Raw genomic sequence first — 12518 nt, 5'->3', positions numbered from 1 at the left:
GTAAGATAGCTCAATTCTTCGTTAGTCAATTGATACTGATATTTTTTTTGCAAAAATGTATTAATCTTTTCCGCACAATGGTAACATCCCGGATAACTTTTCTTTATTGCTATGTGTAACTTTTTATCATGATCAATATGCAAACTTCCACTAATTAGACGCTGAGAAAGAAATTTTAAATGAGTTATAAACCGAAAAAAATAGACAGAATCTTCATCAAAAGATCTATTAAAATGGTATTTGACAATACTCAATATCTCAGCATCACTTTACTTATTTCATAAGAGTTTTGGGCCTGGTCATCAAGTTCTGCATTAACGATGTGGAAAGCAATGAAACCCGCTTCATCTTCAGGTAGCTTTACCTCCAGCAATTTTTTGATTATTTCAATTGATTCTTTCCCTAATTTAAACTCCACCGGATAAAATCGCTTTATTTCCCATAACATGGCATTTTTTAAAGAAATCCCCTGTTTTTTCCGTTGAATCGCCGTATAAATATGATCTGTCAATGAAATGTATATACTTTCACTTAGCTTCTTGCCCAATTTCAGCTTAATATTCATAATTATTTCATCCGTAACAGATAGATACTCTAAAGGGATACTAGCAATTATCTGTTGATATTTTCCCGACAAATCCTGACTTTCTAAAACAAACTTTTTTGTATCCTCTTTCCAATCAATTGTATCCCCAATTTTTTTTTGAAAAGCTATTCCTTTGCCTAACACAATAATTTCTTGTTGAAGTTCGTTTGAGCTTATCACAACATTATTATTCAGAATCTTTTCAATATGCATTATTTACTCCTTTCTAAATTTTGCCAAAAAAAAATGAGCACAGTCGATAAAACAACACAAAAATAACTTGTGTAATCCTACCAACTTGTACTCAGGTTTAGCTTGATATTATCAATAACCATCCTAGTAAAATCAGTCATATTCAATTTGTTTACTATACGAGAATAATCCATCTATGTGACTGGGCAAAAAAATTATACCTTTTCAAATTGAAAACGTCAACATATTTCTGTTCCGCACATAAAAAAGTTTTACGACATTAAATGGATACTTCTGTTCAGAAAAACCTGTATTAAAATTTTTGGTTTATTAAAGAATTCGGCAGAACTAGTTAGATTATTTGCTTTCTTATAAAAAATTTTTTCACTATTCTACTGGTTTTGAAGTACATCTTCAATGATTGTCTCTTTAAAAATTTTCCGGACTTTTCCTTGTTCTTCAAGTATGATGTCAGTCGTTAAAAAGTGGATTCATGCTGAGGATAATATTCTTGCGACTATCTTTATTCGGAGATCAAAACCTGCTCGAATAAGTGCATTTTGAGACTATTAATAACTCCTTAACTAAAGTAGTTGCTTTTCAACTCTTTTACTGAAACGAAAAGGACATGCTCTTAAACCAAATATCCAGAACAGAAAGTTGAGGGGGAATCTACAGGTTTCAGTTATCGAAACTTTTTCATTATTCAATAAAGTGCAAGTATGGTTAGGCAACTTACCTAACAGGATCCGAACAGATTCTAGGTCTCACAAACAATAATTCAAAAACTAGTCATGCTAAATATATTTCTTATTTTTAGCATCAGTGCCTCCACGATGTACGTAAAAAAACTCGCTATACTGTTACATGAAGTGAAAGCAACAGTTAAGCTAAAAATCGTCTCGATCATTTATGAGCTATTTAACAAAAAAAATCGCCAAGATTTTTTTGTCAAATTAGGGATGTTGGTAGATAGATCCAGTGTTCAAAAATATAAAGACACTCTCATCAGTTAGCGTAGGATTCCACCTTTGAGGAGCTAGATTAATCACTTTGAACAAAGTAAAAATCAACGCTACGAGACCTCAGTTCCTGATAAAAGGTCATTATTCAACCTTCCTTAGGAAGAATGGGTTTTCTTTTTTTCTAAGTAAATTCTTCTATACTGCTTTCCCTACGAGCTATTTCCTGGACGCAAAAAGAAGAGGATTACTCCTCTTCTTCTTCGTCATCAAACTCATCTTCGTCATCATCAATGATTGTCAGATCCTCTTCAATGTTTCCTGGTAGTTCTTCTTCGTCATCGTCGTTATTGTCTGCACCAATTTCTTGCAGATCCGAGTTATATGCGGAGATTTCTTCATCCTCATCGTCATCATCGTCAAAAAGATCATCTTCATCGTCGTCAGACAAATCAGTATCCTCTGGGTCATCATCGTTATAATCGATCGCGTCTTCATCGTCACTAATAAAGGCATTGACTTTCTTGCGCTTGCGACGACGTGGCGTATCTTCATCTTCATCATCGATTCCATGGTTGACTTCTTCATCGATTGAGTCGATCGCATACCATGAACGCAATCCCCAGCGATTGTCTCCCAAAGAAATAAAACTGCCATCGATATTCAAGTCTGTATAAAACTGCGCCAAAGAATCACGAATCTCGCTGTCCGAAGTTTCAAGATAATTTTGGATTTGGTTGACCAAATCGGAAAAATCCATCACGTCACCACGTTGCTCTAAAATCGCATGGGCAACTTCGATCATTGACAATTCGTTTTTATTTACACCTTCAAATACATTAATTTCCAAACGGGACACGTCCTTTCACAGTCTACTCCTAATCATACAAAAATGTGAGGCAAATTGCAATTTAATCTTTCAAAATTTGCATTTATTTAAGCAGTAAACTCTAAAGATAGTTTGTATTCTCCAACTTTATCTTCCATCATAAATAAATCATAATGAACATCCACTTTCCCTGAATATGGACGATCTTTTAAGCTGACATGCAAGTGACTGGTGTATGTATGGAAATGCATCGTGCCGTATGGTGTTTGGTAACTGGTTTCTAAACGTTCTTTATATGCAAATTTTAAACGGGTACGCATTTCGCCTGAGCGAATCAATTGGATCACACCGTCTGGCATAATTTTCATTGTCACTGGTACTTCGACGCCTTCTGGTTGCATCTCTTTGTATCTCAAATACAATGTGTCGCCGATTTTTACCGCCTGCCCTTGTAAATCAAACAAAAAATCTTGTGTTTCTCCCGACTGCTCGACCTTTGTCGTTAAATGAATCGAAATCGGGATTCCTTGTGACAATTCCCTCATGATATAGTGCCTCCTTAGAAGATTTCAGTTCCATTTTTCCTTTTTTCCCCTCTTTTGTCAATCATTTCAGTTAAATCAACCAGATTAGAACGCTTTCCTGGTTTTTTGATTCAATTTTTTTACAATCTTCATATATAATAGGAATAGATATGAATGATTGAAGGAGAATCTAAGCTGACCGTGACCATTAAATTACTGGATCAAATGTTGTCATTTGATCCCCAAACAAATGAGAATCATTTTTTACCGTTTGCATTGACGGATGTTTTGAGTGAATATGCAGGCGTTCATCATCAAGAATTTTTACATTTTTGGCAACTGCCAGATACCATGATTTTAGGAATGAAAGATACTCGAGTTCCTTTCTTCGATGAAGGAATCAAGGTGTTGACTGCTGCGGGCTTTCAGCCAATCATCCGTAATTCTGGCGGTCTTGGGGTCATCAACGATGCCGGCGTTTTAAATGTTTCCTGGATTTTTCCAAAAGCGCTGGCAGCCACCACCGATGCGGCTTATCAACGGATGGTCGATTTGATGCACGAAGCCTTTCCGGAAAAAGAAATCCTCGCTAAAGAAATACCGAACTCTTACTGTCCGGGTACCTTTGACTTGAGTATCGACGGAAAGAAAATTGCCGGGACTGCGCAACGGAGGATCAAAGAGGGCATTGCGGTCATGATGTACCTTAGCGTGAATGGCCATCAGCAACAGCGGGGCGAACTCGTCAAAAGGTTTTATCAAGCAAGCTTGAAAGAACAATTTGGTACCAATGGCTATCCCGCGGTGGACCCTGCCAGCATGAGCACACTGCAAGACGCACTGCAGCAACCTTTTTCAGTAGCAGAAGCTGCTTCTCGGCTACAAGAGGCATTGATCCGACTGACGAAGCAGTCGATCAGTCCGGTGGCAGTTACCGATTGGATTGCCCAAAATAAGCAATCAGCATTATTAGAAACGCGGATGACCAGTATGTACCAACGAAATCAACCGATAAAGGAGAGTCCCAATGAGCATTCCTTATAAATACCAAACACTAGCGATTGAGAAAGTTTTCCGGGATCCCGTCCATAACTATGTACATGTGCAACACCAAGTGATTTTAGACCTAATCAATTCGAAAGAAGTTCAGCGTTTGCGACGTATCAAACAATTAGGGACTTCTTCGTTTACTTTTCACGGTGCCGAACACAGCCGCTTCTCCCATTCCTTGGGGGTATATGAAATCAGTCGCCGTATTTGCGATTTGTTTCAGCGTAACTTTCCAATTGAAAAAGTTGGTGCCGATGGCTGGGATGATCAAGAACGACTGGTCACTTTATGTGCTGCCTTGTTGCATGATGTCGGCCATGGCCCTTATTCTCATACATTTGAACACATTTTTCACACGGATCACGAAGCCATCACTGTAGCGATCATTACTTCGCCAGAAACAGAGGTCTATCAAATCCTTAATCGGGTGGAAGCAGGATTTCCTGAAAAAGTCGCTAGTGTTATTACTAAGACATACCCGAATCCACAAGTGGTTCAAATGATTTCCAGTCAGATCGATGCGGATCGCATGGACTATTTGTTACGGGATGCATATTTTACTGGAACGGAATATGGCACCTTTGATCTCACGCGAATTTTGCGTGTCATTCGTCCTTACGCAGGTGGGATTGCCTTTTCCATGAATGGGATGCATGCGGTGGAAGACTATATTGTCAGCCGTTACCAAATGTATGTCCAAGTCTATTTCCATGCCAGTTCTCGGGGAATGGAAGTCATCTTAGCACATTTACTAAATCGAGCCGCTGAATTATACCAAAAAGATGAGGAGCTCTTCCAATCCCATTCGCAACTGTTACTGCCCTTTCTGAGACAGCATTTTACGCTGGAAGAATACTTGAAACTTGATGACGGTGTCCTAAATACGTATTTCACACAATGGACCGAAGAAAATGATCCTATTCTTAGCGACTTGGCGAAACGATTTTTGAATCGCAAGCCACTGAAATCGGCACGATTTGAAGAATCACAACGGCCGTTGATTCATGAGCTGCAATCTTTGGTTGAAAAAGTCGGATTTAACCCCGATTACTATACCGCAATCAATTCCAGTTTTGATCTGCCTTATGACTTTTATCGCCCGACATCCGGCATGCACCGGACACAAATCGAACTGCAAGAAAAAGATGGTTCCTTAGTGGAATTATCCAAGGCTAGCCAACTAGTTGCCGCACTTGCCGGTCAAACACAAGGGGACCAGCGCTTTTATTTCCCAAAAGAAATGATTGACCCCGCTCTACAAAATCACTATGATTTATTTTGGGAAACGTATCAAGAGTTTGCGAAACATATTCGCAATGGCGCCTTGATCAATACGAACAACTAGGAGGAAGTTATGAGCATCAAACTGATTGCCATCGATATCGATGGCACGTTACTGAACAATGACCGAAAAATCACACCCGGTGTGTATCAAGCACTTAAAGCTGCGGAAGCACAGGGTGTCCGAATCGTGTTATGCACGGGTCGTCCTTTAACAGGGGTCCAAGATTTATTAAGCGAATTGGATCTTTTTTCTGACACAGACTATGTGATCACTTACAATGGTTCTCTTGTACAACAGACAAAAACCAAAGAAATCGTTTCTGAATTTGGTCTTACCCATGAAGATTACTTAGAAATCGAGATGACTGCGCGCAAGTTTGGTATCCATTTGCATGTAGAAACGCAAGACACGATGTATACGGCCAACCGAGACATCAGTCCTTACACGATTTATGAAGCCTTTTTGGTCAATATGCCGCTGAAATATCGGACACCGGAAGAAATGACTGCGGATTTGAATATTATCAAAATGATGATGATCGATGAACCTGAATTGATTGATGCTGTTATTCCAAAATTGCCTGCTTCTCTGACAGAGCGGTTCAATATCGTTAAAAGTGCACCATTTTTCTTAGAAGTCCTGAACAAAGAAGCGCATAAAGGAGCTGCTGTTCAAAAACTTGCGGAACAATTAGGCATCTCACAAGAAGAAGTCATGGCCATTGGCGACAATGAAAATGATCTAACCATGGTGGAATATGCCGGCATTGGCGTTGCGATGGCAAATGCCACAGACAACGTCAAACAAGCAGCCGATGTCATCACTGCTTCCAATGAAGAAGATGGTGTGGCAAAAGTTATCAATGAATATGTTTTAAATTAACGAAAAAAAAGACAGCGATCATTGCCCTGCAGGCTCGCTGTCTTTTTGTGCTGCCCATTGTTTGACCGCCCAGATATGACTGCCGCGTTTCAATAAATGGATTGCTTCTTCTGCTGTATGCCAAGAAAGTTGGTTGAAGGTTTCCGTAGGCTCGCCTACTTTTTGCCACTTCGTCATCAAATAAAAATAAGCTGGATGATGATAATAAGTCTTACGATGACGGGAATAAAAATAATCTACCGCCTCGCCTAAATAACTGGCGATCTCTCCTGCAATTCCTACCTCTTCCACCAATTCTCGTTCGATGGTTTCTTCCTTTGTTTCGCCAGGCTCAATCTCCCCTCCTGGTAAAAAGAAGGCGCCATTCGGTGCTTGGACCAAAATCAATTGTTGCTGTTCATTCGGAATCACGACATAAGCGCCGAATCGTGACGTATAGTTTGCCCCCGGCTCTTTTTGCCCAAACACTCGTTCCTTGTTCCCCATTTTCCCCTCCATTAACGTTTTCTTTCCATTCTACCTTAGGAAGCCAACGACGACAAGTTCCAACTTGATAGGTTTTTCTTACCACAAAAAAATAGGGATATGTTATCATGGAATTACTAAGACTGAGAGGATGAATGACAAATGAAAATGGCACATACTTGTGTACGAGTGAAGGATCTTGAAGCATCACTTGCATTTTACCAAGAAGCGTTCGGTTTTGAAGAGTCACGCCGTCGCGATTTTCCAGAAAATCAATTCACTTTGGTGTATTTAACATTACCTGGTGACGATTATGAATTAGAATTGACCTATAACTATGATCATCCTGGTTATGATTTAGGAGATGGCTATGGTCATATTGCTATCAGTACCGATGATTTAGAAAAACTTCACGAACAACATAAAACAGCCGGCTTTGACGTAACAGACTTAAAAGGCTTGCCTGGTACATCACCTTCTTACTATTTCGTTAAAGACCCAGATGGCTACAAAATAGAAGTCATTCGCGAAAAATAAAAAATGGCTGCTGTGACAGAAACGCTTCAGCAAATGGTGTATCCGAACGGGCAGAGGACAATATCTGACACCTCCCATTGTGGAAGTGTCAGGCTTCTCTGCCCGTTCGGAGAAGGTCTGCTGTTTTGTCACCGGCCTTTTTTGTTTGTATTTTTATTGTTAGACTTGGAAGGAGAATGCTTATGAAACCAGTAATTGGCATTGCTGGAAATGAACGCTCCATCATTGATGGAGACGCCCATTGGATTACATATACCCCTAAAAATTTTGTGACACAGATTCAAGAAGCCGATGGACTACCTTTGATTTTACCAATGGGGGTGCCTGAAGATGCTCCCCAATACATTGCACAAATCGATAAGTTGCTTTTGGCTGGTGGCCACGATGTGACGCCGCTTTATTATGGAGAAGATCTGCACCCATTGATCCAAGGAACACACCCTGAGCGTGATGCCTTTGAATTGGCGTTGATCAAAGAAGCCGTTGCACAGAAAAAACCGATTTTTGGTGTCTGTCGCGGGATGCAATTACTAAATGTGGCTTTTGGCGGCAGCCTCTATCAAGATTTGTCATTGGTCGAGAAACCAACCATCAAGCATGTACAGTCCCCTACCCCTTTTCGCTTTCCTACCCACGCTGTTGAGATCATTGCTGACAGCCGCTTAGGCAAATTATTAGGGACCACTTACCAAGTCAATTCGTTTCACCATCAGGCCATTAAAGACGTCGCCAAAGAATTTCAAGTGATTGCTACTGCGCCTGACGGTATGGTTGAAGCCATTGAAAGTTCGGCATTTGCATCACCGATTTTAGGCATTCAATGGCATCCGGAGCTAACTGCGCAAGACATTGCTTCAGAACAACAAATTTTCGATTATTTTGTTCATCAGTTCTAAGCATCTCCCACCAAAAACTTCAACTATTCCTTGTCTAGCTTCAAAAAGCTAGAGAAAGCTGCAGCCATCCGCAACTGACTCGGATCGTCGTTAAAGATCTTGTTAAATATTCTTATTTATGAAAATTGATTTGAACGTCTGCTAGTTAGGCTATCCGTTGATTTGACGCAAAAACACCCGATGAAAAGCAGGTCGCTTTCTGAATACCACTTGGTAAACAGAGAGCACCTCAGGTTTCATCGGGTGTTTAGTGATTACTGACTAGTCGGAGGATTTGTCAGCTGAATCATTTTTCATTCTTCATCAAAACAAAAGATTGTTTCAATGAAGCAAAAATGCCGTTATCGTTGTAAATCAATACATTTGATTTATACATTCTTGCTGAAATCAACATCAATGCCAAAGAGCACACTGCTAAGATGACGACAGAAACAGTTGCACCACCGATCCCTACTGTATCGTTAGCCAATCGAACTGGCATGATATAGGAAGATAAAAATGGAATATAAGAAGTGACCCGCAAAATGATATTATTAGGATCTGTCCCCCCTAAAATCAACCCTAACATATACCCTCCCAAAGAAAGGTAAGTAACAGGGATGATTGCCTTTGCAGTATCTTCTGCTTTATTGACCAATGAGCCGCACAAAGCAGACAGAACAGAGTAAATCAAAATTCCTAATAAGACAAAGATGACCGAGTAAATCAGGAATGGACCGAATAAGCCATCCATTGAGAAATTGGCTAGAACATCTTTGACCATTGAAATGTCTTTGATCCAATAATAACTGATAGCAAAGATACCGGCATAAGCCAATAACTGAGCGAAAGCAACCATAATCACACCGGTTAATTTAGCATAAAAATGAACTTGTGCTCGTGTACTTGATAAAATGACTTCCATGATTCGAGTCCCTTTTTCTGAAGCAATCTCTTGAGCAATGATTTGCGCATACGTAATGATGAACACAAATAAGATGATCGTTGCCACATAACTCACAATAAATTGAATCGAACTATGGTCTTCACCTACTTCCATTTTGCCATCTTCAGCGAAGGAAACTTTTTGTTTACTGAAGTTTGCTGGCTCACTTAAACTAGCAACTTGCGCTTGATTTAATCCCAGCGCTTCCGCCCGTGCCGAAGCTTGCAAGCCAGAAAGTAATTGTTGGATGGTCAACTCTGCTGTTTGTCCCATAGATGACTCACTCAGCAATTCCCCTTTGATACTGTCAGACTCCGCCGTAACGATCAAAACCGCATCAACTTTTTCATCCGCCAATTGTTTTTGTCCAGCTTCTTTGGAATCTACGACTTCAAACTGATAATCCTCATTTTTCTGAGACGCGATCGTTTGCGCAATTGCTGGTTCATTGGCATAGACGGCAATTTTATTCACATCATTCATTCCATCAGTGAAAATCCCCACCATATAAATAACGCCCAATGCGATAAATGGAATCAATATCATGATCAAAAACGAGATTGACTTCACGTTTTTCTTAAATACATCTAATGCGATCACCCAAAATTTACTCATTGACTTTTCCCGCCTTTCTCTTAAAGATTTCTTCTAGTGTCGGCGGTTGTTGGTTAAACATTGGAATATATCCATCAGCTGTAGCCAAATCAAACAATGTGCGACCGACTGTCGGATCCGACAAAGTGATGTCATAGCTGCCGTCTTCCCTGTGTAAAACCTTTTCGACGCCTTCGACTGCCAGAATGGCCTCTTTGGACAAGGAAGATTCTAAAAAGACTTTTGTACGACCAAACGATTCGCGAATGTCATGGACTTTCCCATTAAGAACCGTTTGACCGTTTCGTAACATGATCAAATGATCGCAAATTTTCTCTACATTATCCATGTTGTGGCTAGAAAAAATAACACAAGAACCTTTTTCTTTTAGTTCAATAATACCATCTTTCAACAATTCCGCATTGACTGGATCGAGTCCGCTGAAAGGTTCATCCAAAATTACCAATTTTGGTTCATGAATCAATGTCGCGATCAATTGGACTTTTTGCTGATTCCCTTTTGATAATGATTTGACTTTATCGGTTTTCTTGCCTTTTACTTGGAATTTCTCCATCCATTCGTCGATCTTTGGCTCAATTTCTTCTTTCTTTTTCCCCCGCAAGCGAGCAAAATAGATCAATTGATCTTGAATCGTTACTTTTGGATATAGTCCCCGTTCTTCCGGCAAATAGCCAATCAGATTGTATTCCTTCTCTGTGATTTGATGTCCATTCCATAAAACTTCTCCTTGATCTGCTCGTAAGAAGTCTAATATCAATCGAAATGTCGTCGTTTTACCGGCACCGTTTTGCCCAATCAACCCCATGATTTCCCCATCATTGATTTGAAAGGACAACTGATCTACAGCCCGATAGTCCCCAAATGTTTTCACTAAATTCTTCGCTTCTAACACATCTTCACCTTCCTCATCTTCAAGTTAATAAAAATAACCGGCTAAAAAACCGATGATTCCTCCAATCAATGCACCGACTCCCATAAAGAGCAGTGTATCCCGCAACACCCGTTGCCGTTTCGCCAATTTCTCCGGCTCTTTGTAAAAAGAAGCACGGTTCTTGTATAAGCGACGCATGAGAAATGACACCAAAACAATGGCAAGAGGCGTACACATCACCCCAACAGCAACGCCATAAGAAAAATCAAGCACCTCATTGGACGAAAACCGCAACCAGCGATCCAGCAGATAAATCCCCAGAAGAATAACCAAACCGATACCAGTCATTCTAAAAGAACGTTTGATCAGATAACGTGCCTCATTATCGATCCGTTCCTGGTAACTTTGCTGATCACTAAAAATAGTTGATGCATCTAATGGGGCTTGGAAATAAAAATACCGATCTTTATAGGAACTGATATACTCCCACCCACTGGCTTCATACATCGCCAAATAATCCTCTATATCTGTACAATCCCCTTGAAAAAAATCAACAGCAAATTTCTTTTCTTGCGGTTGGCTTTGAACAAACTTCAAAAAACCGAATGAATTCATATGCACAAACTGCCAGCCTTTTGCTGCCTGCTCTTGCAGCCGCATCATCTCTTTTTCGGGATAGTAAGCAACACCAAGTGAATATAAGTATTTTTTACGTTTGCTCATCTGCCAGTCCCCCAAACTCATCCAAAATCTGTTCACCGATCTCAAAAAAGTGTTTTCGTCGCTGAATGTCTTTCTCCAACGCCATTTTCCCCTTAGCCGTAATTTGATAGATTTTTTTACGATCCGTCGTTTCTTCTAGGCTAATCATTTCATTTTTGGTCAATTTTTTTAATATGGTATACATTGTTGCAGGACCAATTTCATATGTTCCTTGACTCATTTCATTGATTTGTTTCATGATCACATAGCCATGCTTTGGTTGTAACAAAGCTAATAAAATCAAATAGGTTGAATCCGTCAATGATTCATCCATCTGTTTTCCCCCATCCTAGGAAACTATATCACTTATTGATATAGTAGCGGATGATATAGGGGGTGTCAATCTCTTTTTGTAGACCCATTTTGCCATATTTTTAGAATTTATTGCACTTAATAGAGTTTGAATATTGATCCATGCTATGAAAAATGCAGTACTAGAAAGGCTGGATAGGTCTTATCCTCCTCCTAATTTGAAACCTCATCATTAAGACTCGAAAAAAGCAATTTATTTTCGCGAAACAAGAAAAGAAACGATAGGGGGATGAGTATTCTTAGAGAAGAGGTTATTTTGGGGAAGCTTCCCTAGATGATAGCACGAGAAGTCGAGTTGCGGAAAATGTCATTCACAGCAGATGAACCATCAAATGAGGCTTTGTCAGCAGGAAAACAAGCAAGGGATCCGACATTCCTCTTCCTTTTGGTGGAAAAATTATAAATTATTTTCTGACACTTTTTACGTAAAAAGATAAAATAAAAGACAACCTAAAGGAAAAATTTAGTTAACTAAACCTAATTTTCACCGTGAAAGGCTATCTCCATGGATCATTGTAGTTAAAAATGATTTGGGCAACAGATAAGCAGCTATTCTCCAAAATGATTATTAAAAGGTCAGAGAAAATAGGATGTTTCTAAAATACTCATTGCAAAAAATTTTTCAGCAAAAATGTTCTTTTTGTCTACACTGTTCTCAATCAGCTGGTGAATTTGCCCTGTTGTACTTTGAGAAGCTGTTCAGATACTTGGCTAGCCATACTTTGCCGTTTGCCCACTTCTTACAAATCGTCTAGTGTATATTTTCAACATAACCTTTATAGAAATAGCCGAATAGCTATTTCTTGCAAAAATTCTTATTTACTT

15 protein-coding genes and 1 pseudogene are annotated in these 12518 nt (G+C 39.5%); 6 read left to right on the top strand and 10 right to left on the bottom strand.

Annotation, left to right across the window (positions count from 1 at the left end; genetic code table 11):
- The 4 genes from Q0A12_RS02055 to Q0A12_RS02040 form a co-directional block, all read right to left on the bottom strand.
- A partial coding sequence (locus Q0A12_RS02055; protein WP_291291057.1) for a PRD domain-containing protein occupies nt 1–254 on the bottom strand: 254 nt, incomplete at its 3' end.
- Nucleotides 251–799 carry a PRD domain-containing protein gene (locus Q0A12_RS02050; protein ID WP_291291056.1) on the bottom strand — a complete coding sequence of 183 codons (549 nt, stop codon included), beginning with the start codon at nt 797–799 and terminating at the stop codon, nt 251–253. The genes Q0A12_RS02050 and Q0A12_RS02055, both read right to left, overlap by 4 nt.
- A gap of 1188 nt (nt 800–1987) precedes the next feature.
- Nucleotides 1988–2590 carry a DNA-directed RNA polymerase subunit delta gene (gene rpoE / locus Q0A12_RS02045; RefSeq protein WP_291291055.1) on the bottom strand — a complete coding sequence of 201 codons (603 nt, stop codon included), beginning with the start codon at nt 2588–2590 and terminating at the stop codon, nt 1988–1990.
- 86 nt (nt 2591–2676) lie between these two features.
- Nucleotides 2677–3114: a DUF1934 domain-containing protein gene (locus Q0A12_RS02040; RefSeq protein ID WP_291291054.1), complete on the bottom strand. Its 438-nt coding sequence runs from the start codon at nt 3112–3114 to the stop codon at nt 2677–2679.
- A 204-nt stretch (nt 3115–3318) separates the two neighbouring features.
- Between Q0A12_RS02040 and Q0A12_RS02035 the strand changes: the two genes are divergently transcribed.
- From Q0A12_RS02035 to yidA, 3 genes are read left to right on the top strand one after another with little or no spacing between them, the layout of a single operon-like run.
- Nucleotides 3319–4137 carry a lipoate--protein ligase family protein gene (locus Q0A12_RS02035; protein ID WP_291291058.1) on the top strand — a complete coding sequence of 273 codons (819 nt, stop codon included), beginning with the start codon at nt 3319–3321 and terminating at the stop codon, nt 4135–4137.
- On the top strand, nt 4121–5488 hold the full coding sequence (locus Q0A12_RS02030; protein ID WP_291291053.1) for an HD domain-containing protein: 1368 nt from the start codon (nt 4121–4123) through the stop codon (nt 5486–5488). Before Q0A12_RS02035 ends, Q0A12_RS02030 begins: the two co-directional genes overlap by 17 nt.
- A gap of 9 nt (nt 5489–5497) precedes the next feature.
- The gene (yidA, locus tag Q0A12_RS02025) at nt 5498–6310 is read left to right on the top strand and encodes a sugar-phosphatase (protein WP_291291052.1); all 813 of its coding nucleotides are present in this window, start codon (nt 5498–5500) and stop codon (nt 6308–6310) included.
- Nucleotides 6311–6328: 18 nt separating this feature from the next.
- Here the strand turns inward: yidA and Q0A12_RS02020 are convergent, their stop codons facing one another.
- Nucleotides 6329–6796, bottom strand: a complete 468-nt coding sequence (locus Q0A12_RS02020) for an NUDIX hydrolase (protein ID WP_291291051.1) — start codon at nt 6794–6796, stop codon at nt 6329–6331.
- Nucleotides 6797–6937: 141 nt separating this feature from the next.
- Between Q0A12_RS02020 and Q0A12_RS02015 the strand changes: the two genes are divergently transcribed.
- Nucleotides 6938–7312, top strand: a complete 375-nt coding sequence (locus Q0A12_RS02015; RefSeq protein WP_291291050.1) for a VOC family protein — start codon at nt 6938–6940, stop codon at nt 7310–7312.
- Between the two features lie 182 nt (nt 7313–7494).
- Nucleotides 7495–8208, top strand: a complete 714-nt coding sequence (locus tag Q0A12_RS02010) for a gamma-glutamyl-gamma-aminobutyrate hydrolase family protein (RefSeq protein WP_291291049.1) — start codon at nt 7495–7497, stop codon at nt 8206–8208.
- Between the two features lie 286 nt (nt 8209–8494).
- On the opposite strand, the gene Q0A12_RS02005 is transcribed toward Q0A12_RS02010, so the two are convergent.
- The 4 genes from Q0A12_RS02005 to Q0A12_RS01990 are packed head-to-tail and all read right to left on the bottom strand — an operon-like array spanning nt 8495 to nt 11655.
- A complete protein-coding gene (locus Q0A12_RS02005; RefSeq protein ID WP_291291048.1) occupies nt 8495–9748 on the bottom strand; it encodes an ABC transporter permease in 1254 nt (417 codons plus the stop codon).
- Nucleotides 9741–10640 carry an ABC transporter ATP-binding protein gene (locus Q0A12_RS02000; RefSeq protein ID WP_291291047.1) on the bottom strand — a complete coding sequence of 300 codons (900 nt, stop codon included), beginning with the start codon at nt 10638–10640 and terminating at the stop codon, nt 9741–9743. Before Q0A12_RS02000 ends, Q0A12_RS02005 begins: the two co-directional genes overlap by 8 nt.
- Before the next feature lie 24 nt (nt 10641–10664).
- Nucleotides 10665–11342 (bottom strand): DUF2812 domain-containing protein, encoded by a 678-nt coding sequence (locus tag Q0A12_RS01995; protein WP_291291046.1) that lies wholly within the window; start codon nt 11340–11342, stop codon nt 10665–10667.
- On the bottom strand, nt 11329–11655 hold the full coding sequence (locus tag Q0A12_RS01990) for a PadR family transcriptional regulator (protein ID WP_291291045.1): 327 nt from the start codon (nt 11653–11655) through the stop codon (nt 11329–11331). The genes Q0A12_RS01995 and Q0A12_RS01990 overlap by 14 nt, the downstream gene beginning before the upstream one ends.
- A gap of 312 nt (nt 11656–11967) precedes the next feature.
- Between Q0A12_RS01990 and Q0A12_RS01985 the strand changes: the two genes are divergently transcribed.
- Nucleotides 11968–12096 carry a hypothetical protein gene (locus Q0A12_RS01985; RefSeq protein ID WP_291291044.1) on the top strand — a complete coding sequence of 43 codons (129 nt, stop codon included), beginning with the start codon at nt 11968–11970 and terminating at the stop codon, nt 12094–12096.
- Between the two features lie 212 nt (nt 12097–12308).
- Here Q0A12_RS01985 and Q0A12_RS01980 read toward each other — a convergent pair.
- A pseudogene (locus Q0A12_RS01980) lies at nt 12309–12398 on the bottom strand (recombinase family protein); the annotation flags it as partial.
- Between the last annotated feature and the right edge of the window lie 120 nt (nt 12399–12518).

Source organism: Enterococcus sp., assembly GCF_022711995.1.
Lineage (GTDB): Bacteria > Bacillota > Bacilli > Lactobacillales > Enterococcaceae > Enterococcus_D.
Note: the sequence above shows the minus strand (reverse complement) of the source record. Positions and strands in the feature narration are given on the sequence as shown.